The organism is Pseudomonas sp. R84 (genome assembly GCF_009834515.1).
Classification (GTDB): Bacteria; Pseudomonadota; Gammaproteobacteria; order Pseudomonadales; family Pseudomonadaceae; genus Aquipseudomonas.
This window is the reverse complement of record NZ_CP019426.1, coordinates 2,060,549-2,081,850: the sequence shown is the minus strand read 5'-3', so window position 1 is coordinate 2,081,850 and position 21,302 is coordinate 2,060,549. Positions and strand designations below refer to the sequence as shown.

The 21,302-nt window shown below is 57.1% G+C and carries 22 protein-coding genes, 1 tRNA gene and 1 pseudogene; 13 read left to right on the top strand and 11 right to left on the bottom strand.

What is annotated here, in order from left to right:
• Positions 1-49: 49 nt before the first annotated feature.
• Positions 50-667 carry a bifunctional phosphoserine phosphatase/homoserine phosphotransferase ThrH gene (gene thrH / locus PspR84_RS09430; protein WP_160057039.1) on the bottom strand — a complete coding sequence of 206 codons (618 nt, stop codon included), beginning with the start codon at positions 665-667 and terminating at the stop codon, positions 50-52.
• Between the two features lie 165 nt (positions 668-832).
• Between thrH and PspR84_RS09425 the strand changes: the two genes are divergently transcribed.
• The 3 genes from PspR84_RS09425 (at position 833) to PspR84_RS09415 (ending at position 4,464) form a co-directional block, all read left to right on the top strand.
• The gene (locus PspR84_RS09425; protein WP_160057037.1) at positions 833-1,567 is read left to right on the top strand and encodes a phosphoadenylyl-sulfate reductase; all 735 of its coding nucleotides are present in this window, start codon (positions 833-835) and stop codon (positions 1,565-1,567) included.
• 575 nt (positions 1,568-2,142) lie between these two features.
• The gene (locus PspR84_RS09420; protein WP_160057035.1) at positions 2,143-3,681 is read left to right on the top strand and encodes an NCS1 family nucleobase:cation symporter-1; all 1,539 of its coding nucleotides are present in this window, start codon (positions 2,143-2,145) and stop codon (positions 3,679-3,681) included.
• Positions 3,682-3,735: 54 nt separating this feature from the next.
• Positions 3,736-4,464 (top strand): aspartate/glutamate racemase family protein, encoded by a 729-nt coding sequence (locus PspR84_RS09415; RefSeq protein WP_160057033.1) that lies wholly within the window; start codon positions 3,736-3,738, stop codon positions 4,462-4,464.
• A gap of 121 nt (positions 4,465-4,585) precedes the next feature.
• Here PspR84_RS09415 and PspR84_RS09410 read toward each other — a convergent pair whose 3' ends face one another.
• Complete coding sequence (locus PspR84_RS09410) at positions 4,586-5,512, bottom strand: LysR family transcriptional regulator (RefSeq protein ID WP_160060065.1); 927 nt, start codon at positions 5,510-5,512, stop codon at positions 4,586-4,588.
• 127 nt (positions 5,513-5,639) lie between these two features.
• On the opposite strand from PspR84_RS09410, the gene PspR84_RS09405 reads away from it, so the two are divergent.
• A complete protein-coding gene (locus PspR84_RS09405) occupies positions 5,640-6,386 on the top strand; it encodes a 3-oxoacyl-ACP reductase family protein (RefSeq protein ID WP_053116857.1) in 747 nt (248 codons plus the stop codon).
• A gap of 73 nt (positions 6,387-6,459) precedes the next feature.
• On the opposite strand, the gene PspR84_RS09400 is transcribed toward PspR84_RS09405, so the two are convergent.
• Positions 6,460-7,155: an HAD-IA family hydrolase gene (locus tag PspR84_RS09400; RefSeq protein ID WP_034152892.1), complete on the bottom strand. Its 696-nt coding sequence runs from the start codon at positions 7,153-7,155 to the stop codon at positions 6,460-6,462.
• A gap of 246 nt (positions 7,156-7,401) precedes the next feature.
• Here PspR84_RS09400 and PspR84_RS29835 point away from each other — a divergent pair.
• The 5 genes and pseudogenes from PspR84_RS29835 to PspR84_RS09385 all read left to right on the top strand — a co-directional run.
• A pseudogene (locus PspR84_RS29835) lies at positions 7,402-9,990 on the top strand (DUF6531 domain-containing protein); the annotation flags it as partial.
• Between the two features lie 62 nt (positions 9,991-10,052).
• Entirely contained in the window at positions 10,053-10,154 is a 102-nt protein-coding gene (locus PspR84_RS29600) for a hypothetical protein (protein WP_238785312.1), read from the top strand.
• A complete protein-coding gene (locus PspR84_RS29595) occupies positions 10,138-12,189 on the top strand; it encodes an RHS repeat-associated core domain-containing protein (RefSeq protein WP_238785310.1) in 2,052 nt (683 codons plus the stop codon). Before PspR84_RS29600 ends, PspR84_RS29595 begins: the two co-directional genes overlap by 17 nt.
• A complete protein-coding gene (locus PspR84_RS09390; protein WP_160057029.1) occupies positions 12,179-12,481 on the top strand; it encodes a contact-dependent growth inhibition system immunity protein in 303 nt (100 codons plus the stop codon). The genes PspR84_RS29595 and PspR84_RS09390 overlap by 11 nt, the downstream gene beginning before the upstream one ends.
• Positions 12,482-12,769: 288 nt before the next feature.
• Positions 12,770-13,012, top strand: a complete 243-nt coding sequence (locus PspR84_RS09385; protein ID WP_342794569.1) for a contact-dependent growth inhibition system immunity protein — start codon at positions 12,770-12,772, stop codon at positions 13,010-13,012.
• Between the two features lie 81 nt (positions 13,013-13,093).
• Here the strand turns inward: PspR84_RS09385 and PspR84_RS29465 are convergent, their stop codons facing one another.
• The 5 genes from PspR84_RS29465 to PspR84_RS09365 all read right to left on the bottom strand — a co-directional run bounded on the left by PspR84_RS29465 (position 13,094) and on the right by PspR84_RS09365 (position 16,265).
• Entirely contained in the window at positions 13,094-13,267 is a 174-nt protein-coding gene (locus tag PspR84_RS29465) for a hypothetical protein (protein WP_174244440.1), read from the bottom strand.
• A gap of 122 nt (positions 13,268-13,389) precedes the next feature.
• Positions 13,390-13,809 carry a YMGG-like glycine zipper-containing protein gene (locus PspR84_RS09380; protein WP_007914081.1) on the bottom strand — a complete coding sequence of 140 codons (420 nt, stop codon included), beginning with the start codon at positions 13,807-13,809 and terminating at the stop codon, positions 13,390-13,392.
• Positions 13,810-13,929: 120 nt separating this feature from the next.
• Complete coding sequence (locus tag PspR84_RS09375) at positions 13,930-15,261, bottom strand: IS4 family transposase (RefSeq protein WP_160057027.1); 1,332 nt, start codon at positions 15,259-15,261, stop codon at positions 13,930-13,932.
• Between the two features lie 119 nt (positions 15,262-15,380).
• On the bottom strand, positions 15,381-15,752 hold the full coding sequence (locus PspR84_RS09370; protein ID WP_016983669.1) for a glycine zipper domain-containing protein: 372 nt from the start codon (positions 15,750-15,752) through the stop codon (positions 15,381-15,383).
• 324 nt (positions 15,753-16,076) lie between these two features.
• On the bottom strand, positions 16,077-16,265 hold the full coding sequence (locus PspR84_RS09365) for a hypothetical protein (protein ID WP_095050941.1): 189 nt from the start codon (positions 16,263-16,265) through the stop codon (positions 16,077-16,079).
• A 240-nt stretch (positions 16,266-16,505) separates the two neighbouring features.
• On the opposite strand from PspR84_RS09365, the gene PspR84_RS09360 reads away from it, so the two are divergent.
• Complete coding sequence (locus PspR84_RS09360; RefSeq protein WP_160057025.1) at positions 16,506-16,790, top strand: hypothetical protein; 285 nt, start codon at positions 16,506-16,508, stop codon at positions 16,788-16,790.
• Between the two features lie 60 nt (positions 16,791-16,850).
• Here PspR84_RS09360 and PspR84_RS09355 read toward each other — a convergent pair whose 3' ends face one another.
• Both PspR84_RS09355 and PspR84_RS09350 read right to left on the bottom strand, forming a co-directional pair.
• Positions 16,851-17,171: a YbjQ family protein gene (locus PspR84_RS09355; RefSeq protein WP_016985528.1), complete on the bottom strand. Its 321-nt coding sequence runs from the start codon at positions 17,169-17,171 to the stop codon at positions 16,851-16,853.
• A gap of 143 nt (positions 17,172-17,314) precedes the next feature.
• A tRNA-Ser gene (locus PspR84_RS09350) sits at positions 17,315-17,404 on the bottom strand.
• Positions 17,405-17,699: 295 nt separating this feature from the next.
• Between PspR84_RS09350 and PspR84_RS09345 the strand changes: the two genes are divergently transcribed.
• From PspR84_RS09345 to PspR84_RS09335, 3 genes are all read left to right on the top strand, one after another.
• Positions 17,700-18,389 (top strand): crotonase/enoyl-CoA hydratase family protein, encoded by a 690-nt coding sequence (locus tag PspR84_RS09345; RefSeq protein WP_160057023.1) that lies wholly within the window; start codon positions 17,700-17,702, stop codon positions 18,387-18,389.
• Positions 18,390-18,606: 217 nt separating this feature from the next.
• On the top strand, positions 18,607-19,329 hold the full coding sequence (locus PspR84_RS09340; protein WP_077571798.1) for a 1-acylglycerol-3-phosphate O-acyltransferase: 723 nt from the start codon (positions 18,607-18,609) through the stop codon (positions 19,327-19,329).
• A gap of 134 nt (positions 19,330-19,463) precedes the next feature.
• Entirely contained in the window at positions 19,464-20,435 is a 972-nt protein-coding gene (locus PspR84_RS09335) for a magnesium and cobalt transport protein CorA (protein WP_134175048.1), read from the top strand.
• Positions 20,436-20,544: 109 nt separating this feature from the next.
• On the opposite strand, the gene PspR84_RS09330 is transcribed toward PspR84_RS09335, so the two are convergent.
• Complete coding sequence (locus tag PspR84_RS09330) at positions 20,545-21,267, bottom strand: amidotransferase (RefSeq protein ID WP_160057021.1); 723 nt, start codon at positions 21,265-21,267, stop codon at positions 20,545-20,547.
• Positions 21,268-21,302 lie beyond the last annotated feature (35 nt).

Below are 21,302 nucleotides of genomic sequence, written 5' to 3'. Positions count from 1 at the left end.
GTTCCAAATGTGGGAGCGAGCCTGCTCGCGAAGGCGTCCTTCCAGACGACTAAAAACTCAACTCTCTATTAGAAGCCTTCAAGAATTCCTGTTTCAACTCGGCAAAGGTATGCACCGCCGGAAACTGCGGAAACTCGCGAATCACATTCTCCGGCGCGTGAAACAGAATCCCCGCGTCCGCCTCGCCCAGCATCGTCGTATCGTTATACGAATCCCCCGCCGCAATCACCCGGTAATACAGGCTCTTGAACGCCAGCACCGACTGACGCTTGGGATCTTTCTGACGCAGTTGATAGCTGGTCACCCGCCCGGTCTCGTCAGTAATCAGACGATGGCAAAGCAACGTCGGGAAGCCCAACTGGCGCATCAGCGGCTGTGAAAACTCGTAAAACGTGTCCGACAGAATCACTACCTGAAAGCGCTCGCGCAGCCAGTTGACGAATTCCACCGCCCCGTCCAACGGCTTCAGCGTGGCGATCACTTCCTGAATGTCCGACAGCTTCAAGCCATGCTCATCAAGGATGCGCAGGCGCTGCTTCATCAGCACGTCGTAATCGGGAATGTCCCGGGTCGTGGCCTTGAGGGATTCGATTCCGGTTTTTTCGGCGAAGGCGATCCAGATTTCCGGCACCAACACCCCTTCAAGATCCAGGCAAGCAATTTCCACAAGACACTCCCGTTTGTATTGATTATTTGAGTCGAGCGAGGCCGAACTCTAGCGACTCACATGCAGACGCGCAACGCACAGCACGTCCCCGAGTCGTGCAGCTTTTTGTTACCATCAGCGCCATATAGAGCGCCCAGCGCCACCGACCTGTAGGAAGCCGCCCTGATGAGTGCAACGTTCGACGTCGTGGAACTCGCCACGACCTATGCCAACAAATCCGCGCAAGACATCCTCAAACTCGCGTTTGCCGAGTTCGGCGATGACCTGTGGATATCTTTCAGCGGCGCCGAGGATGTGGTGCTGGTGGACATGGCCTGGAAGCTCAACAAGAACGTCAAGGTGTTCAGCCTCGACACCGGCCGTCTGCATCCAGAGACCTACCGCTTCATCGATCAAGTGCGCGAGCACTACAAGATCGATATCGAACTGGTGTCGCCGGACTACACGAAACTCGAACCGTTCGTGAAGGAAAAAGGCCTGTTCAGTTTTTACAAGGACGGCCACGGCGAATGCTGCGGCATCCGCAAGATCGAGCCGCTGCGCCGCAAACTGTCCGGTGTCAAAGCCTGGGCCACCGGCCAGCGCCGCGACCAGAGCCCGGGTACACGCAGTGCCGTGGCGGTGATGGAAATCGATACTGCGTTCTCCACTCCTGAGCGCACCCTGTACAAGTTCAACCCGCTGGCGCAGATGACCAGCGAAGAGATCTGGGGTTACATCCGCATGCTCGAACTGCCGTACAACAGCCTGCATGAGCGCGGCTTTATCAGCATCGGCTGCGAACCGTGCACCCGCCCGGTGCTGCCGAACCAGCACGAGCGCGAGGGGCGCTGGTGGTGGGAAGAAGCGACGCAGAAAGAGTGCGGGCTGCATGCCGGTAACATCATCAGCAAGACGTAACTCCCTGTCGCGCTGATTTCCCCCTGTAGGAGTGAGCCTGCTCGCGATAACGGTGTCTCAGTCGATGAATTTTTTGCCTGATATACCGCTATCGCGAGCAGGCTCACTCCTACAAAGGTCACTAGCGACTCTAAAAACATGTACACACGAATGTCACCATCGGTGCCATTTATGTGTGCACTTTTTTGTTTCCGCGCCCTGAAAAGTTACATCCCGCCTGCAAAACGCTCACTCCAATCCGCGATGAAATTCCCGCGCCAAAAATAAATACCTGTTCAACCGGTCAATTTTTAACCAATTATTTTCAGACACTTAGCGCTCATCGATAACTTTTCGAAATGAGCACGGTTGCGCATAGATCAACGACTGGCACAGATCTGGCTTAGGTGCATACATGTTTTGTATACAAAACTGCAAAACATAAACACTTTCGATCCGCAAGCCTGAAGCGCCCTATCCCGTACAGGCTGCAGATGCCCCGTAACCAGTGATGTTTGCTGGCCGCGACGAAGATTTGTCGAGCCTCACGGCTTATGCACAGTCATCGCAGCCTTGAACATCAGGAGCCTGCCGGAATGCGTACAAGTCTCTCCAATAACATCGCGCTGAATCTGCCTGCCTCTGCTCTCGATCAACCGTCGCCGCACGATGGCCTGATTGAGCCGCTGCAACTGAGCCCCCGCCTGCACAACAGCGATCTGGCGCCAACCAAGGCCGAAGGTCGACGCTGGGGCAAATACAGCATCTTCGCCCTGTGGACCAACGATGTGCACAACATCGCCAACTACTCGTTCGCCATTGGCCTGTACGCCCTGGGCCTGGGGGGCTGGCAGATTCTGCTGTCGCTGGGGATTGGTGCGGCGCTGGTGTATTTCTTCATGAACCTGTCCGGTTACATGGGGCAGAAAACCGGAGTGCCGTTTCCGGTGATCAGCCGGATCAGTTTCGGCATCCACGGCGCGCAAATTCCTGCACTGATCCGGGCGGTTATCGCCATCGCCTGGTTCGGCATTCAGACGTATCTGGCGTCGGTGGTGTTCCGCGTATTGCTCACCGCAGTGCATCCCGGTTTTGCCGAATACGACCACGATTCGATTCTTGGCCTGTCGACGCTGGGTTGGATTTGCTTCGTGGCGATCTGGTTCGTACAACTGGCGATCCTCGCCTACGGCATGGAGATGGTTCGCCGCTACGAAGCGTTTGCCGGGCCGGTGATTCTGCTAACCGTTGCCGCCCTCGCCGCCTGGATGTATTTCCAGGCCGACGCGACCATCGCCTGGTCGATCCGCGAACCGCTCACCGGTGGCGAGATGTGGCGCAACATCTTTGCCGGCGGCGCGTTGTGGCTGGCGATCTACGGCACGTTGATTCTGAATTTCTGCGACTTCGCCCGCTCCTCGCCGTGCCGCAAGACCATCAAGGTAGGAAACTTCTGGGGTTTGCCGGTGAATATTCTGGTGTTCGCTGCGATTACTGTCCTGCTCTGCGGCGCGCAATTTCAGATCAATGGCCGGATCATCGAAAGCCCGACCGAGATCATCGCCTCGATTCCCAACACCTTCTTCCTGGTGCTCGGTTGCCTGGCATTCCTGATTGTCACCGTGGCGGTGAACATCATGGCCAACTTCGTCGCCCCGGCCTTCGTCCTCAGCAACCTGGCGCCGAAGTACCTGACCTTCCGCCGCGCCGGGCTGATCAGCGCGACCATCGCTGTGTTGATCCTGCCGTGGAATCTCTACAACAGCCCACTGGTGATCGTGTACTTCCTGTCCGGTCTCGGCGCCCTGCTCGGCCCGTTGTACGGGGTGATCATGGTCGACTACTGGTTGATCCGCAAAGGCCGGATCAACGTCCCGCAGCTCTACAGCGAAGATCCCAACGGCGCTTATTACTACAGCCACGGCGTCAATTTCCGTGCGGTGGCGGCGTTTATTCCTGCGGCGCTGATCGCGATGGTCCTGGCCTTGGTTCCCGGTTTCCACAGCGTCTCGCCGTTCTCCTGGCTGATCGGCGCCGGGATCGCCGGAATGCTTTACCTGATCATCGCCAAACGCCAACCGCACTACGCCGACATCAGCGGCGAATCGATCGCTGTCGACAACGTCTGCCATTAACTCCCTCGCGGCCCGGTTTCGGGCCGCAGAACTGCCCGCTATAAGGATTTCCCCATGCGTATTCTCGTGGTCAACGTCAACACCACCGAGTCCATCACCGAGGCCATCGCCCGTTCGGCGCAGGCCGTTGCGTCACCCGGTACCGAAATCGTCGGTTTGACGCCGTACTTCGGCGCCGATTCGATTGAAGGAAATTTTGAAAGCTACCTGGCGGCCATCGCGGTGATGGATCGGGTGATGGCCTACGATCAACCGTTCGACGCGGTGATTCAGGCCGGTTACGGCGAACATGGTCGTGAAGGTTTGCAGGAATTGCTCAACGTGCCGGTGGTGGACATCACCGATGCTGCAGCGAGTACGGCGATGTTTTTGGGGCATGCGTATTCGGTGGTGACCACGCTGGATCGCACCGTGCCGCTGATTGAGGATCGGTTGAAACTGTCCGGTCTGTGGGACCGCTGCGCTTCGGTACGGGCCAGTGGTTTGGCGGTGCTGGAACTGGAACACGAGCCGCAGCGTGCCTTGGAAGCCATCGTGCATCAGGCAGAACTGGCGGTGACGCAGGACAAAGCCGAGGTGATCTGCCTGGGTTGCGGCGGCATGGCCGGGCTGGATGAGCAGATTCGTCGGCGTACCGGGGTGCCAGTGGTGGATGGAGTGACGGCGGCGGTGACGATTGCGGAATCGCTGGTTCGACTGAAGTTATCAACCTCGAAAGTGCGGACTTACGCGACACCGCGACCGAAGACCATCATTGGCTGGCCGGGGCGGTTTGCCCGCTGAGGTCATCAGCGAAAAACCGAGTCGACCCATTCGCGAGCAGGTTCGCTCCCACAGGGGAAACGCATTCCAAATGTGGGAGCGAGCCTGCTCGCGAAGGCCACAACTCGATCTGATGCCTTACTCAAATCGCACTGAACCGTCGCGCCAACCCCTGCTCCGCAAACTGCTCAATCACAAAATCCACAAACGCCCGAGTCTTGCCAGGCAACAATTTATGTTCGGCGTAATAGATCGAGATATTGCCATCATCAACAAACCAGTCCGGCAACACCCGCTGCAATGTCCCGGCCTGCAGATAGCCCACCGCAAAAGGCATACTCACCAGCGCGATTCCCAAGCCTTGTGCTGCTGTCCTGCAAGCCGCCTCGGAATCACTCATGGTCATTCGCGCCTTGAGCATCAACGGCTGACAGTTCTGTGGATTACGTCCGGTCAATTGCCAGGAACGCACGCGTCCGGTTTGCGGCGAGCGGATCAGAATGCCGTCGTGATGGCTGAGGTCGTCTGGATCGATGATCTTGGGGTTGGCCTTTAGATAATCTTTGGATGCCACCAATATACGGTGCGCCGGGCTCAACTTGCGTGCGATCACCCCTTGCGGCAGTTCAAAACCACCACCAATGGCCGCATCAAAGCCCTGCCCGATCAGATCAACCTGTCGATTATCGAAATGCCAGTCCGGATTGATCGCGGGATATCGTCGTAGAAACTCACCGAGCATCGGCACGATATGCAGACAGCCAAATGCTGCGCCCATGCTGACTTTCAGCGTTCCCGCCGGCAGGCCTTCGACACTGGACAGATTGGCCACGGCATTTTGAATCGTCGTCAAACTGCCACTGACCTGATCCAGGAAAAGTTGCCCGGCCTCGGTCAGCGTCAGGCTGCGTGTACTACGCTGGAACAGCCGCACGCCGAGCCGCACTTCGAGTTTGGCCACACTTTTGCCGACGGCTGCCGGGGTCAGGCTCAAGCGTCGCGCGGCCTCGGCAAAGCTGCCGACTTCGGCGCTGCGCACGAAGCATTCAATGCTGCTGAAGGTTTCCATGATTGCCACTATAAACTTCTGGTTTACACAGACTATAGCAATCATGGTCTACACAGTTGTCGATACCACGCCGATACTCGGCACCAATACCAAGGCATTCCTGCCTTGACCACTCTGGAGATCGAACATGACCACTCAACACCTCAGCGGTAAAGTTGCTCTGATTCAAGGCGGTTCCCGTGGTATCGGCGCAGCCATCGTCAAACGCCTGGCCGCTGAAGGCGCTGCAGTAGCCTTCACCTACGTCAGCTCCACCGCCAAAGCCGAAGAATTGCAGAACAGCATCACCGCCAACGGCGGCAAAGCCTTGGCGATCAAGGCTGACAGCGCTGATGCCGCCGCCATTCGCCACGCCGTCAGCGCCACCGTCGAAGCCTTTGGCCGCGTCGATATTCTGGTCAACAACGCTGGCGTGCTGGCCGTCGCACCACTGGAAGATTTCAAACTCGAAGACTTCGACCAGACCGTGGCGATCAACATCCGCAGCGTCTTCATCGCCTCGCAGGAAGCCGCCAAGCACATGGGCGAAGGCGCGCGCATCATCAACATCGGCAGCACCAACGCCGACCGCATGCCCTTTGCCGGCGGCGGTGTGTATGCGATGAGCAAATCAGCGCTGGTCGGCCTGACCAAAGGCCTGGCCCGCGACCTCGGCCCACGCGGTATCACCGTCAACAACGTGCAACCCGGCCCGGTCGACACCGACATGAACCCGGCGCACGGTGACTTTGCCGAAAGCCTGATCCCGTTGATGGCAGTGGGTCGTTACGGCAAAGCCGAAGAAATCGCCAGTTTCGTCGCCTACCTGGCAGGCCCGGAAGCCGGTTACATCACCGGTGCCAGCCTGACCATCGACGGTGGTTTCGGCGCCTGATTTTTCCGGGTCGCCTGAACGAAAAACGCCGCCCCTCTTGTTACAGAGGGGCGGCGTTTTTTGTGTCAGATGCTTACGCCCATTCCAGCGCCGGCAAGCCGCAAGCACTCGGAGTAAACGCTTTCAGTGTGCGCAGAATCCCGTCGGCGTGTGCGTACTTTTCATCGGCCATGGCAGCATCGGGGATCGCAATCGCGGTCATGCCTGCGGCTTTCGCAGCGGTCACGCCAAACGGCGAATCCTCGAACACCAGACAATCTTCAGGCGCGACACCCAAACGACGGGCAGCGGTCAGGAAGATATCCGGCGCCGGTTTGGCCGCGCCGACTTCCGGGTCGTCTGCCGTGACGATGAAGTCGAACAACGCAAACCAGTCACGGTGCAGCGTGGTTTTCTGGCCGAACGATTGACGCGAGGAACTGGTGCCAACAGCAATCGGGATGTTGTGCGCCTTGAGATGGCGAATCAATTCCTCTGCGCCCGGCATCGCTTGTGCGGTGGGAAAACGTTCGCGCATCAGCGGCTCGCGAATCACCAGAAACTCTTCGGCGGTGATCGGCAGATCCAGTGCCTGCACCACGTAGTTCGCCAGATCGTTGGCCCCGCGACCAATGATGTTCTGCTTGATGCTCCAGTCGAAGGTGCGCCCGTAGCGCCCGGCAATCAACGAGGTGACTTCGGTGTAAATGCCCTCGGTGTCCAGCAGCAAACCGTCCATATCGAAAATCACGGCCTTGATCGGGCCGAACGCCTTCAGCGGTGCATTCATCATCGGATCCGTTAACAAAGACATCCCGGGCGGCACAGTTGGCGCCACTACGCGGATCTGATTAAAGGGTTCAGCAGCATAACGAGCGCGACGGACATTGAGCAACGGCAATGTCCATCGCAGCGATGAACGACTCGTAACAATTCAGCGAAACATCCTACAGGTATTGCCTACTCGCCCGACTTCTTTCCTGATTGATCCCCCGCAAAGTCCCCGCACCTTTTTGATGTGCGCGAGAGACTGCGAATGCTTCCAACCGATCGGCTGCTGGCCCTGAACAACAGCATCGGCCTGCTCGTTGTTGCTGCTTTGAACCCGGACGAGCCGGACTTCGAACACCTGATCCGCGAATTCCGCCTGTGCCTGAACCACTACGACGCCTGGGCCGAGCAGTTCTGGACAGGCACCGCGCTGGAGGTCGAGCAGGTGTTCACTGTCGGCAACGACGTGCGCCTCAGCGCGCCGATCAAGTCGCGCCAACCGCTCAGTTCATCGGTGGTCATGTGCCCGGCCAGCGGGACGTTGACGCTGGTGCACATATTCGACGCCGCGCGGTTTGTGCCGATTGGCAACACCCCGGTAACCCTCGAACCGGTGCTTGCCGATGTCGGCGGCGTGCTGACTTTCGGCGAAGCGCTGCATTACACCATCGGCCCCAGCGGCATTCTGCAGGTGACCAACTGCGATCGGGGCCAGCGTTATCGCATCACCTTCTTTCCCGATGTGTCCACGGACCATGTGCGTGCGCTGTATGCCTCTTATGAAGGTGTCATTGCAGGCCTGGAAGGCTGGCTGCGCGCTGAGTGGGCAGGGTTTCAGCCCCAGTGGACGGAGTTCTCCAGCGCCGGATTTCTTGACCGTTACGGCCAGTTGCAGCAGGCCGACTGGCGCGGGTTCGAGAAAGCCCTGAATGGCGTTTGGGACGACATCAAACAGGTATTCGGCCTGCTCGCCGACCTGCAGGCCAACAGTGAAAAACTGCTGGAGTACCTCAGTGAGGCCGAGCTTGAGGCGTTGTTGAATGCCTCCAGCGACGCCATTGCCAATGGTCTGCTGATCCTCAGTGACGAGCCTTTGCTGTTCATTCATCTGGCCGCGTTCACCAGTTGGCTGAAGATGCTGCCGCCGCAGTATGTAGCTGAAGTGGTAGCCGAGGTGCGGGTCGAACTGCTGATCAGTTTTCTGCTGATGGGGTTGTCGGGTGGCGTCGGCGTGCCGGTGCGCTTGAGCAGCAAGGTGCTGGCGAAGGTCAAGTCGCCACGGGCGCGGGAATGGCTGGCGGCCTCGGCGTTGCGCTTGGCCGAACTGACGTCCTCGGCGGATTTGACGCGGCATGCCAGCGTTTTGAAGCCACTGATGCTCAATGTGCGTGACGTTGAGTTGAAACCGACACCGTCGATACCGCTGAACATTCGTCAGGCCGATTCTGTGGTGTTGACGGTGCCGAATCCGGCGCCTGTTGTGCGGGACAAGTCTGGCGGTTCGAGCCGGATCGAGCGACATGAGCCGCATGACGACTCGCCGGATCAGGCGAAAAATCCCAACGGTGACAGCGCTGATTGTGTGCCCCACACCTGCACCAACGGTTGCCCGGTGTCGATGGTCACCGGTGAAGAACTGCTGACCCTGACTGATGCCGTGCTCGATGGCGTGTTGCCGTTTGAATTCACGCGGTTGTATCGCAGCAGTGCCGCCGAAATCGATGTTGGGTTGGGGTTTGGCTGGAGCCATTCGCTGGCGCATCGACTGGCGTTTGAGGGCGACTCTGTGGTCTGGGTCGACCACGAAAACCGGTGTACTCGTTTTCCGTTGCCGAGCGTTGAACGACCGGCGATTCACAACAGCCTATCGCGGGCGGCGATTTTTCTGGGCGATGAGCCGGAAGAGCTGATCCTCGCACTGGCCGGGGACGCGGCGCGGTTTTATCACTTTCGCGCGGGACGGCTGACGGCGATCAGCGATGCCTATGGCAATCGTCTGACGGTGCAGCGCGATCGCTCTGACCGGGTGCAGCGCCTGGACAACGGCGCCGGGCGTTCGCTGCTGTTGCGCTATGACCGCGCGCAGTTGGTTGGTGTGGATTACCAGGTGTTTCGCGACGGTGCCTGGAGCACCGAACAGGCGCTGGTCAGTTACCGCTACGACGCCTATCAGCACCTGATCGAAGCGAGCAACGCCGTCGGTGACAGCGAGCGTTACGACTACGACGACGCTCACGTGATTCTGCAGCGGCAACTGGCCGGTGGCGCGAGTTTTTTCTGGGAGTGGGAACGTTCGGGCAAGGCTTCTCGCTGTGTCAGGCATTGGGCCTCGTTTTCGCAGATGGACACGCGCTACGTCTGGAACGACGACGGCAGTGTCGCGGTGCATTACGTCGATGGCACCGAAGAAACGTACGTCCACGACGAGCGTGCGCGGCTGGTGCGTAAAGTCTCGGCGGATGGTGGCGAGCAGCTCAAGGCCTATGACTCATCGGGGCGGTTGATCGCCGAGCAGGATGCCTTGGGGGCGGTCACCGAATACCGCTACGACGAGGTCGGACGGCTGATCGCGCTGATTCCGCCGGACGAGGCGCCCACGTCCTACGAGTATCGCAACGGTTTCTTGCATCGGCGTTCGCGCGGCGAGGCGGTGTGGATCTACCGGCGCAATGCCGAGGGCGATGTCACCGAAGCGGTCGACCCCGATGGTCAGGTCACCCATTACTACTACGACACCTGGGGTCAGTTGCTGTCGATCCGTTATCCGGACAGCAGCCGCCATCGCTTGGTCTGGAACAACCTCGGCCAGTTGACCGAGGAAACCCTGCCCGACGGTGGCGTGCGGCGTTTTTCCTACGATGCACTGGGGCGCCGGACCACAACCGCAGACGAACACGGTGCGGTCACCCGCCAGCATTGGGACGCCGTTGGCCGACTGATTCAGACGACTTTTCCTACCGGCAGCACTCGCGCCTACAGCTACGGCGCCTACGGTCAGGTCATTGCCGAGCGCGATGAACTGGGGCGCATCACCCGTTATGAGTATGACGACGACCTGCACCTGGTTTCGCGGCGAATCAACCCCGACGGCACGCAGGTGCAGTATCGCTACGACCATGCGCAGTTATTGCTCACCGAGATCGAAAACGAATCGGGGGAAAAATACCGGCTCGATTACACGCCGACCGGGCTGATTCGCCAGGAAAGCGGTTTTGATAGCCGGCGTACCGCGTATGCCTATGACCTCAACGGCCATCTGCTGGAGAAAACCGAGTTCGGCGATGACGGCTCTTGTCTGCTCACCGCTTATGAGCGCGATGCCGCTGGCCGGCTGTTAGTCAAAACCCTGCCCGATGGGATCAAGGTCACCTACCAATACGATCGCCTCGGCCGACTGGTCAGCGTCGACGATGGCCAGAACCATCCGCTCGCCTTCGAGTACGACCGCCAGGACCGCTTGATCACCGAGCATCAGGGCTGGGGCACTCTGCGTTACCGCTACGACGCCTGCGGTCAGCTCAAGCGCCTGCGTCTACCGGACAACAGCGTGCTCGATTACCGCCACGCCAAGGGCGGCGCGCTGACCGACATCGACCTCAACGGCACGCCGCTGACCCGTCACGTCTATCAGTCCGGACGCGAAAGGCAACGTCAGCAAGGTCTGCTGCTCAGCGAATATACCTACGACGACCAGGGACGATTACTCGCCCACGCCGTAGGCCATCAGCGCGATGCGTTGTATCGCCGCGATTATGCCTACAACGCCAACGGCAATCTCGCGCACATCGCCGACAGCCGCCACGGCCAGCGCACCTACGGCTACGACGCCCTCGACCGCCTCATTCGCGTACGCCACTCGCGCGACGAACTGCCGGAAAGCTTCGCCCACGACCCGGCCGGCAACCTGCTGATGCAGGACCGCCCCGGCCCGAGTCAAATCAAAGGCAACCGCCTGCTCATGCAGGGCGACCGCCATTACGACTACGACGCCTTCGGCAACCTGATCCGCGAACGCCGCGGCCGCGCGCAAACTCTCGTCACTGCATACCGCTACGACAGCCAGCACCGCCTGATAGGCCTGACCCGCCCCGACGGCCAGACCGCGACTTACGCCTACGACGCTTTCGGCCGACGCATCCGCAAAACCGTCGGCGACGCCACCACCGAATTCTTCTGGCAAGGCGACCACCTCGTCGCTGAAAGCAGCGAACACGAATACCGCAGCTACGTCTACGAACCCGGCACCTTCCGCCCGCTCGCGCTGCTCGACGGCAAAGGCCCGAAAAAGGCCTGCCCGTTCTACTACCAACTCGATCATCTCGGCACCCCGCAGGAACTCACCGACTACAGCGGCGACATCGTCTGGTCCGCGCAATACGACGCCTACGGCAAAGTCGCCACGCTGACCCTGGCCGGCGACGACTACCTGAATCAGCCGCTGCGCTTTCAGGGGCAGTATTTCGACGGGGAAAGCGGCCTGCATTACAACCGGCACCGGTACTACGACCCGCGGCTGGGACGGTATCTGACGCCGGATCCGATCAAGTTGGCCGGTGGGTTGAATCAGTACCAGTACGTGCCGAATCCGACGGGGTGGGTGGATCCGTTGGGGTTGACTTGCACTCCGTGTCCGGGAGCAATACAAGCTGATGGACCCTATAGTGAGATAGTTCCAGGAGGTGGTTTGAAGGCAAACGACTCTCGGGGAGGGCATGTTTATGAAAAACATGTCGAACGATCTGAGGCCCAGCTAAGACATAGGTTAAAAGCAGAGCCAAACATACCCATTGCCTCCACATTTCTCACTAGAACTGAAGCCGAATCCTCTATTTCAGCCGTGATCAAAAACAATCAAAACAAGATAGACAGTTTTCTCAAAGGTAAGGGAAAGAAACTTGTTATCAATGAACCTACAATTGCTCCGGCAGGCGTAGGTGTTGTTCGGCAGAGCGGGAAGCTGGAACCGCTATTCAGCATTAGGCTGATAATCCAACGTGAGGCAAAAGCACCTCTCGGCTATTTCATTTTGACAGGATTCGTAAATGACAAATGATGATCACCCCCAGCTCTTTCAATTCCTCGGCGCATATTTCCATGAAGACTGGATGTGTGAGTCAGCACGGGCAGACGACATTATCAAGTCGTTCATAGCAGACTCCGAGGAAGTAACATTGCTCGATGTCGCAAAAGAAATTGAAACCCTATTGGCGCTAAATCTTACAGAAACTGACTTACGGAGTTTTTTACTCAAAGAAATAGGATGTTGTTACTGCTACTGGCATGAATGGCCGAATGGGATCGAATGGCTAGATCACGTTAAGCTTTTACTAAAAAAACGGAGGTAAACGATCGATCATTGATTTTTAAAAAACATCATCCAGTCGAAGGAAACTACCAAATCACCACTTACTTCCAATAGGGCCTGAAAACAGGCCCTGTAGTGTGAAAACCATCTACAAACATGCTCAATGGCTTCACGCACTCTCACTCAACATCAAAATTACTATTGGTCTTGAAAAAAGACCCTGCGCTACCTTTGGGATATTTTTTACTAACGGGATTTCCAGAGCTATGAAAAGTGACTTTCCAGAGGCTCATGATTTTTTGGCGCCTACTTTCATCAAGACTGGCTGGTGGAGCACGACACATCTGATCAAGTGATTGACGATTTTTTGAGAAACTCCGACAAGGAAGTATTACTATTAGTCCGTAACGAGTTGCAAACCTTACTCAGCCGAAGGCTAAACGAAATGGACCTACGGGCGTTTCTGTTAAAGGAACTGCATTGCTACTACTGTTACTGGAACGAATGGGCATCTGGCGAAGTATGGCTACATCACATCGAAAGGAAGTTAAACGAAAGTATGGCTGACTAGCATGCACACCTATAAGGGCCTGAAATTACAGGCCCAGTAGATTCAGGTTCAGATAACTAGGTTCGGTTTGAAGACAAGCGTTCACTGCTCATCCTCATCCTCATCCTCTTCATACTCCATATCCGCCTCATCCGAATCATTCAACGGCACCGTGGCATCATCCATCAACGACCCCGGATCCTCATTCCCCGGGTCATTGATAAACGGCAGTCCACTCGAACCTTTCTCTTCCTTGCCTTCAGTTTCGGGAGTCATGGCAAACCTCATCATCTCATGGCGTGTATGACGTTCGAAAAGCCCTACGGCCAATCGTTCCGGTGTCTGACGAGCAAATACAAAAAACCCGGCAAAAAGCCGGGTTTCTGTTCAAACCTCCATCAATGATGGCGGTTTTTATGTTTGTTCTTGTGTTTATGACCGCCGCCCGAATGAGAGCCACCATCGTCACCGAGGTTATTACCGACCGCACCACCCGCCGCGCCGCCCAACCCTGCGCCAATGGTCGAACCCGTTGAGCCGCCGAGGCTGTTGCCGACGACCGAGCCACCCGCCGCGCCGAGACCACCACCAATGGCAGCTTCGGTGCGATTACGCTTATTCGCCCCGACGGCACTGCCGGCCGCGCCGCCAACACCCGCACCTACCGCCGCGCCAGTACTGCCACCGAGTTGTCCACCGACCACATTGCCGAGCGCGCCGCCCAGGCCGCCACCCACAGCGGCGGTGCCATCACCAGCGGCCATCGCCCCTTGTGCTACCAGCAAACCGAAAAACAGTGCAGATAATGACAAGCGCATATGAACCTCACAGTTCCCGAAGCGGGACAGTCCGCCCAGACATGGGCCTATGTGAGATTGGAGACGCAAACGGGAAAAACGTTCAGCCATGAAAAAGCCCGACATCAAGCCTAATGCTGTTCACTTAAGCGGAGCAGCCTTACGGTCCACCGGAAACCGGGTTTTTGAGCTCTTCACCGTCCTTGGCCTCGAAGGCCTTGGGCGGTGATCCAGAAACAACCCGCCAACGCCTTTTCTAAGTTCCGCCAACCGTCTACCCGTCGCTGAAACAGGATTGGCCGCAGCCATCACGATCAACTGCACGGCGATGTACTGGCAAACCGGCTTGAAACGGACGTCCGACGGCGCTCGACCAAACGCCACTGCTGCCTGACTTGCCTCCCGACGAATCACGTTGTAAGCCAGCAACAACCCCCATACTTCCTGGTAGATCAGATCGACCTTTTTGCTGCGCAAGGTCATTGCGTTTTGCTGCATTGAGCTTTTGATATCCCTGAAGCCCAATTCGATTTCCCAGCGCTCCTGATAAAGCTTGGCAACAGACTTGGTGCTGTAGATCTTGGCCGGCAACGACGTCATGACTGTTTTTACTTTGCCTTGAATTTCATAACTGACTTCACGCGCCTCCCAGTGTGTGGGAAGAGTCGGATTTCGCTTTCTGGCTTGCGGCGACACTTTCATACGCACCAAACGGTCGTGCTGGTTGTAACGGGCTATCTCCTCGCAAACCAATCCCTTTTTTGCCGGAATCAGCCAGTGGCGCTGGTTGCCGTCGCCGCTCAGGCTGAGCATGAGATCGGCGCTCCAGAATCCCTTATCGAACAGCGTCACGGAGTGGTCGGGGATCTGCTGCAAAAACTCATCGGCCAGACGCATTTCGTTGCGTCGGTAAGGGCTAAGCTGTGCATCCAGGATCAGGTGTGAACGCACATTCATCAGCGCCACCAGGCGCAGCATGGGAAAGGGAGTCTGGCGGTCGGTCGAGGTGTTTCCAGAACCGAAATGGTCTCGCAACTCCGGCGTATCCGGCGTGCGCAGAAGCGCACCATCGACTGCAAATACTTGCAGATCCTGCCAGGCATCATCGGGATAGCGCTGCGCGCCCCATTGAGTACCCGTTTTGCGAAACAACCACTCAACCGGGTCGGCCCCCAGCCGCTTGCGGGCCTCGGTCACACCGCTACGGGCCAACAGATGGTCAGAAGCCAGACCTTGGGCGCAGATGTTCAAACGTCGGGCGACCTCATGAACGGGCTCGTCGCGAAACAATGCCATGCCGAGCACCAGCCAGAGCACTTGGTCGGCAGGCAAGCGACGCCGCCGGATAGTGGCCTGGCTAGACAGATCCAGCGCAGACGCAACCCACTCGATGGGAATATTTTGAGTGAAAGTACTCAAGTCACAGAAGTTGAAAAGGTCGCCGAGGTCGAGCAAGTCCTGTTGAACAGACATAAAAAAATCCGATGCCAGAGATCTGACATCGGATTTTCGAAGAAGCCCGGCGAGGATTCAAATGCTTAAGTGAACAGCATTAGACATCAAGCCGGGCTTTTTCGGACAAACAATCAGTCTCAGTGACGCTTGTGACCTTTGGACAAGTTGCTGCCCACCGCGCCGCCAGCTGCGCCGCCCAGGCCTGCACCAATCGTGGCGCCGGTTCTGCCGCCCAGGCTGTTGCCGATCACCGAACCACCGGCTGCACCAACACCGCCGCCAATGGCCGCTTTGGTCCGGCTACCCTTGCGTGCCGCCATTGCGCTGCCCGCCGCGCCTGCTACGCCAGCACCGATTGCCGCGCCAGTGCTGCCGCCCATTTTCTGGCCGACGACATTACCCAGCGCGCCACCCAGACCACCGCCCAGCGCAGCAGTACCATCGCCAGCAGCCATTGCACCTTGAGCAACCAGAAGCCCGAGAACCAGAGCAGGCAGTGTTAAACGCATGACGAAAACCTCAAAAATTGGGATGACAAAAAGGGCCGGGATTTAATGCCGTCGCTGCGCAAAAGTCCAGCCGAAATCAGAGGCTTCGCGTACTCGGCGCCGATTGGACAGCGATTCTGCAAAAGGTTTTATGACAGGCAAAAAAAAGCCCGCTGGGGAGACGGGCTGGAGACTTGCTTTCTAACGGATGGCTTCACCCTACCGCGGTAGACGTGAAAAGTTTGTGAAAGCCCACTGCATTTGCCGCCGAACTGAGTAGGACATGTCTCTCACTCAATCAGCCATAAAAAACCCCGTTCAATGACGGGGTTATGCAGTGACAGATTATTTTCTGGATCGCGCGCTGACCTTGGGTAGAAATTTTGCCTTCGGTCCTTTCGGTGCTGTGGATTTGATCTTGCCGGTCTGCACCCGGTCCTCGCCAAAGCCTGACTGGTACTCGGTCTGACCGCACCGTACACAGTTATTGAAGGAAAATTCAGCGCCATCGTCTTCGATATACGGATCAGTCATACCATCGCCCCTTCGCCACCGGTCGACACCGGCAAAAACCCATTCGCCTGAAAAAATATCGACCTCCAACGTTTTTGAGACTAGCTGGTCATTCCTGGACTTGTTATTCAGATCTCCTGATGCCCGACGAATGGCCTACAAAAACTCAACGCGATGTAGTGCCATTGGTCCTACACCGCTAAAGAATTGCAGAGACAGGCCGTTGCCCTTTTTCATACAAATGAATCTCAAGGAGAGAACATGCAAATCAACGGATTCCCGAATATGCCTGTCGTAAAACTCACGGACGAACAGATCGCAGCCGGCAAGGCTGGCGCTGAAAAACTCAAGGAAAAGATCGCTTCCGGTGAAATCACCATCAAGTATCCAGATCCGGATACACCGGTTCTGCAACCAGGGGTCATTTACCATCCCAGCAAGCCAGTCGAACCCATCCCGCCTTCTGATACACCCCCTCTGGTCGCCATTGATACACCACTGACCTATGACGAAAGAGGCACCGTGCTCCTCAAGCCACAAGGCTGATTACACAGAAAGACTGAGCCCGTTCAATCTCTGAATGGGCTCACACACCGCCCAACAAACTCAGCGCAACTTCACCGCTGTACCCGTCGCAAACACCACAACCATCCCGCCCTTGCCGCCGGGCATGCTGATTTCGAAATCCACTCCGACCACCGCATCAGCTTGCAGAGCACGCGCGCGCTCCCTGATCTCTTCAGTCGCCTGAATACGCGCCTCCTTCAACGCCCGCTCCAGCGTCTGCGAACGCCCGCCGAAAAAGTCGCGCATACCGGCAAACATGTCACGGATCACATTGACGCCCTGCACCGACTCGGCGCTGACGATGTCCAGGTATGCGGTGATCTGCCGACCTTCAATTGCGTGCGTGGTGGAAATAATCATGGAATGTCGTGCCTATATGGATGAATAAATCCGCGATTGTAATAGCTCAAAGCGGAATTCAAGCCGCAGCCAATAAAATCCGGACGCCAGAAACCACAAAACCCCTGACTTCTTTCGAAATCAGGGGTTTTGTGTACTGAATATGGCGGTGAAGGAGAGATTCGAACTCTCGATACAGTTTCCTGTATACACACTTTCCAGGCGTGCTCCTTAAGCCACTCGGACACTTCACCGTATCTCTTCAAACATGTTCTGTCTGTCGAGGCGCGCTAATGTAGTCGAAAGCTTTTGCGATGGCAAACTTTTTTTCAGAATTTTCATGCGGTTAAGAGAAAAAACCATTTTGCCCACCGGCGGGCCATGGCAAACCGGCCAATCTTCGGTGGGCGCGGCCCTTCTATATAGAAGCGCAATGCCTCGTTACGCTGGGTGGGCCGGGAAACGGTGACTGGCGAGTCAGTCACGGCGCTTTACCTGGCCTGCGACGGTGGGTAACGTCTGCCGATCTTTCTTACAAGGAATAGCGTCATGAGTGAGTTGATTTCCTACCACCTCGAAGACGGTATCGCGACCCTGACCTTGAGCAACGGCAAGGTCAATGCCATTTCTCCGGACGTGATTGTGGCATTCAACGCGGCGCTGGATCAGGCGGTAACGGATCGTGCCATCGTGATCATCACCGGTCAGCCAGGGATTTTGTCCGGCGGCTATGACCTGAAGGTGATGACAGCCGGCCCTAAAGAAGCGGTAGCGTTGGTGACTGCCGGTTCGACGCTGGCCCGTCGTCTGCTCTCTCACCCGTTCCCGGTGATCGTAGCTTGCCCGGGTCATGCCGTGGCCAAGGGCGCGTTTATTCTGTTGTCTGCCGATTACCGCATCGGTGTTGATGGCCCGTTCAGCATCGGCCTGAACGAAGTGCAGATCGGTATGACCATGCACCACGCTGGTATCGAGTTGGCGCGTGACCGTCTGCGTCGCTCGGCATTTCACCGCTCGGTAATCAACGGCGAGATGTTCGATCCGAAAAGCGCCGTGGATGCCGGTTTTCTCGACAAGGTGGTTTCCGCCGAGGAGCTGCAAGGCGCCGCCCTCGCCGCTGCGCGCCAACTGAAGAAGATCAACATGCTCGCGCACAAGAACACCAAGTTGAAAGTCCGTAAGGCACTGCTGGAAGCGCTGGATAACGCGATCATCCAGGATCAGGAGCATCTGGGTTAAGCCTGGATTCAAGAACGTAACGAAAAGCCCGACCGTCGTGTCGGGCTTTTACTTGCACATATGGTTTAAAAGTCTGCAACAGCTCTAGGACAGGTCTGATCATCAATTCGGAAACATGCGCTTAAACATCGGCTATCTCCGGACTCTATAGTGGCAATTGCCGAAAACAGTGCACATCCGTACACTGCGCCACCTTTTGTCCCGGTGGGGCCTGAAAATGCTGTTCGTGTTTCGTATGTTATTGATGGGCCTGCACTTTATTCTGGCCGGTGTGCTCGGGGTGATTCTCGGGATCTGCCGCCCGTTCAATCCTGACAACAGCCGTCTGTGCGCCCGCCTCTATGCGCTACCAGCGATGTGTATTTTGCGTTTACGAGTGAAATCCGATGTCAGCGGTTTGCTGAACAAACCCGATAGCTGCGTGATCATCGCCAACCATCAGTCCAACTATGACCTGTTCGTTTTCGGCAACGTCGTGCCACGCCGTACCGTGTGCATCGGCAAGAAGAGCCTCAAGTGGGTGCCACTGTTCGGACAACTGTTCTGGCTGGCCGGCAATGTGTTGATCGATCGTGGCAATGCGCACAAAGCACGTCAGTCGATGCTGACCACCACCAATACCTTGCAGAACGAAGACACCTCGATCTGGGTGTTTCCGGAAGGCACGCGCAATCTCGGCGAAGAATTGCTGCCCTTCAAGAAAGGCGCGTTCCAGATGGCGATTGCCGCCGGTGTACCGATCGTTCCGGTTTGCGTGAGCAGTTACATCAAGCACATGCGTCTGAATCGCTGGCGTAGCGGGAAAATCCTCATACGCTCGCTGCCGGCGATTCCTACAGCCGGATTGACCATGGATGACATGCCCATGCTCATCAATCAGTGCCGCGAACAGATGCGCGAGTGCATTGAGTCGATGGATCGGCAACTGCAAGCCGCCTGAAAAGATAACCCGCCCTGTGCGGGTTTTCTTTTGCCCGGTGAACTGTACAGATTTCACTGACTCTCAAGCAACGACACGGCTAAGCTGAAGCCGTGTATTCCCTGCCACCTGCCAAGAAGAAGTGAATCACCACCATGGGTCGAGTTGTTGCTGCTGCGGTGTACAGCGCAGGCAAGAAAGTCACCAATATTACCCTCGACGAAGGCGCTGCCTGGGCCGCGAAAACCGGTCACTTTGTCTGGATCGGCCTGGAAGAGCCGGACGCTCAAGAGCTTTCCAATCTGCAACGTCAGTTCAACCTGCACGAACTGGCCATTGAAGATGCCCTGGAAAAACATAGCCGACCGAAGCTGGAAACCTTTGGCGACGCTTTGTTTATCGTCACCTATTCGCCCATCCGCGAAAACGGCGTTCTGCAATTTATCGAGACGCACATCTTTGCCGGCAAGGGCTACATCATCACCGCGCGTAACGGTCACTCGGCGTCCTACGCGCATGTCCGCCAACGTTGTGAGGCGCGTCCGCTGCTGCTGGAGCATGGAGAAGATTTCGTACTCTATGCGCTGCTGGATTTCGTCATCGAGAACTACCAACCGGTGGGCGAAGCCATTCATGCCGAAATCGATGAACTGGAACGCAACGTGTTGTGTAGCGCGTTGAACGAACGCGACATTCAGAAGCTGCATGGCTTGCGCCGCGATGTCGTGCGCCTGCGCCGTTACGCGGCGCCGATGGTGGAGATTGGCGAGGAACTGCAGAAACTGAGTTTCCCGTTTATCGACAAGAACATGCGCCCGTACTTCCGCGATGTGCAGATCCACGTAACGCGGCAGATGGAAGACCTGAGCACTTTGGCCGACATCGCCAGCCAGACCATCGAGATCGGTGTGTTGCTCGAGGCTTCACGGCAAAGCGTGGTGCAGCGCAAGTTTGCTGCCTGGGCGGCGATCCTGGCGTTTCCGACGGCGGTGGCGGGGATTTACGGGATGAACTTCCAGAACATGCCGGAGTTGAGCTGGCACTACGGTTACTTCGGGGTGCTGGGGTTTATTGCGGTGGGGTGTGTGAGTTTGTGGGCGAGCTTCAAGAAGTCCGGGTGGTTGTAGCGCAGACCGAGTTGTCTGGAACATTCGCGAGCAGGCTCGCTCCCACACTGATCGATGGCGCACCGAACATCCAATGTGGGAGCGAGACTGCTCGCGAAGCTTTTTGGCCTTAGACAGTTTCTGGCTTATGCGCCACAAAACGCATCATCCACTCCGCAACCGTCGCACCATGGTGTTCCTGCTCAAGACTGGCCACGCCCTTGGTGTAGATCTGCGAACCCAACGCTTCCTGACGCAGATCCAGCAGCGCCCGCGAATAATCGTGGATAAATTCCGGATGCCCCTGGAAGCACAGCACCTGATCGTTGATGTGATAGGCCGCGAACGGGCAGAAATCGCTGGATGCAATAACCGTCGCGTTTTCCGGCAGCGCTGTGACCTGATCCTGGTGGCTGATCAGCAGCGTCAACTCTTCGCGTACCGGGCTCATCCATGGCGCCTTGGCTGCCAGTTTGTAATTGTGGGTGCCAACACCCCAACCTTGCGTGGCGCGCTCGCTCTTGCCACCGAGCAGCAGCGCCAGCAGTTGATGGCCGAAGCACACGCCGAGCAGTTTGTCACCACGCTCGTAACGAGTCAGCAGGTATTCCTTGAGGGTCTGGATCCACGGATCAGTACCGAACGAGTCAGCCTTGCTGCCGGTGACCAGGTACGCGTCGAAGGTTTGGTTGTCGCTTGGGTATTCGCCCTGCATCACGTTGTAGACGGTGAACTCGGCGGCAATCGGTTGCTGTGAGAACAGGCGCTGGAACATCTGCCCGTAACCCTGATATTGATCGACCAGCTCTGGACGCAGGATGTCGGTTTCCAGAATGCAGATGCGTAGCGACATAAAAAATACCTGACACGTGATGGGAATAATGAACA